The sequence below is a fragment of the Glaciecola sp. HTCC2999 genome (genome assembly GCF_000155775.1).
GTDB lineage: Bacteria > Pseudomonadota > Gammaproteobacteria > Enterobacterales > Alteromonadaceae > Opacimonas.
In genome coordinates, this window is sequence record NZ_ABST01000050.1 from 1 (window position 1) to 2,181 (window position 2,181).

Consider the following 2,181-nt stretch of genomic DNA (forward strand, 5'->3'; position numbering starts at 1 on the left):
GAGGTGATCCAACCCCAGGTTCCCCTAGGGTTACCTTGTTACGACTTCACCCCAGTCATGAAACACAAAGTGGTAAGCGCCATCCCGAAGGTTAAGCTACCTACTTCTTTTGCATCCCACTCCCATGGTGTGACGGGCGGTGTGTACAAGGCCCGGGAACGTATTCACCGTAGTATGCTGACCTACGATTACTAGCGATTCCGACTTCATGGAGTCGAGTTGCAGACTCCAATCCGGACTACGACGAGCTTTAAGGGGTCCGCTTACCTTCGCAGGTTCGCATCCCTTTGTACTCGCCATTGTAGCACGTGTGTAGCCCTACTCGTAAGGGCCATGATGACTTGACGTCGTCCCCACCTTCCTCCGGTTTGTCACCGGCAGTCTCCTTAGAGTGCCCAACTTAAGGCTGGCAACTAAGGACAAGGGTTGCGCTCGTTGCGGGACTTAACCCAACATCTCACGACACGAGCTGACGACAGCCATGCAGCACCTGTATCTAGATTCCCGAAGGCACCAATTCATCTCTGAAAAGTTTCTAGTATGTCAAGAGTAGGTAAGGTTCTTCGCGTTGCATCGAATTAAACCACATGCTCCACCGCTTGTGCGGGCCCCCGTCAATTCATTTGAGTTTTAACCTTGCGGCCGTACTCCCCAGGCGGTCTACTTATCGCGTTAGCTTCGCTACTCACGAATTAAATTCACAAACAGCTAGTAGACAGCGTTTACGGTGTGGACTACCAGGGTATCTAATCCTGTTCGCTACCCACACTTTCGCACATGAGCGTCAGTCTTTGGCCAGGGAGTTGCCTTCGCCATTGATGTTCCTCCAGATCTCTACGCATTTCACCGCTACACCTGGAATTCCACTCCCCTCTCCAAGACTCTAGTCTGCCAGTTCTAAATGACCCTCCCACGTTGAGCGCGGGGCTTTCACATCTAGCTTAACAGACCGCCTGCGTGCGCTTTACGCCCAGTAATTCCGATTAACGCTCGCACCCTCCGTATTACCGCGGCTGCTGGCACGGAGTTAGCCGGTGCTTCTTCTGTTGCTAACGTCACATCTAGCAGGTATTAACTACTAAACTTTCCTCACAACTGAAAGTGCTTTACAACCCGAAGGCCTTCTTCACACACGCGGCATGGCTGCATCAGGGTTTCCCCCATTGTGCAATATTCCCCACTGCTGCCTCCCGTAGGAGTCTGGACCGTGTCTCAGTTCCAGTGTGGCTGATCTTCCTCTCAGAACAGCTAGAGATCGTCGCCTTGGTGAGCCTTTACCTCACCAACTAGCTAATCTCGCTTAGGTTCCTCTCTGCGCACGAGCCGAAGCCCGCTTTGGTCCGTAGACATTATGCGGTATTAGCTATCGTTTCCAATAGTTATCCCCCACACAGAGGCAGATCCCTAAGTATTACTCACCCGTCCGCCACTCGTCAGCGATAGCAAGCTATCCTGTTACCGTTCGACTTGCATGTGTTAGGCCTGCCGCCAGCGTTCAATCTGAGCCATGATCAAACTCTTCAATTAAATTTTGCTTTCCAGCACACTGGACTGGCCGTCGTTTTACAAGGTCTAGTCCGACCTAGACTCAGGGGTACCGAGCTCGAATTCTGGCGTAATAGCGAAGAGGCCCGCACCGATCGCCCTTCCCAACAGTTGCGCAGCCTGAATGGCGAATGGCGCCTGATGCGGTATTTTCTCCTTACGCATCTGTGCGGTATTTCACACCGCATATGGTGCACTCTCAGTACAATCTGCTCTGATGCCGCATAGTTAAGCCAGCCCCGACACCCGCCAACACCCGCTGACGCGCCCTGACGGGCTTGTCTGCTCCCGGCATCCGCTTACAGACAAGCTGTGACCGTCTCCGGGAGCTGCATGTGTCAGAGGTTTTCACCGTCATCACCGAAACGCGCGAGACGAAAGGGCCTCGTGATACGCCTATTTTTATAGGTTAATGTCATGATAATAATGGTTTCTTAGACGTCAGGTGGCACTTTTCGGGGAAATGTGCGCGGAACCCCTATTTGTTTATTTTTCTAAATACATTCAAATATGTATCCGCTCATGAGACAATAACCCTGATAAATGCTTCAATAATATTGAAAAAGGAAGAGTATGAGTATTCAACATTTCCGTGTCGCCCTTATTCCCTTTTTTGCGGCATTTTGCCTTCCTGTT

The 2,181-nt window shown here is 51.4% G+C and carries 1 rRNA gene; it reads right to left on the bottom strand.

The features are described from left to right. Window positions 1–1,527: ribosomal RNA gene (locus tag G2999_RS11415) — 16S ribosomal RNA — on the bottom strand. Between the last annotated feature and the right edge of the window lie 654 nt (window positions 1,528–2,181).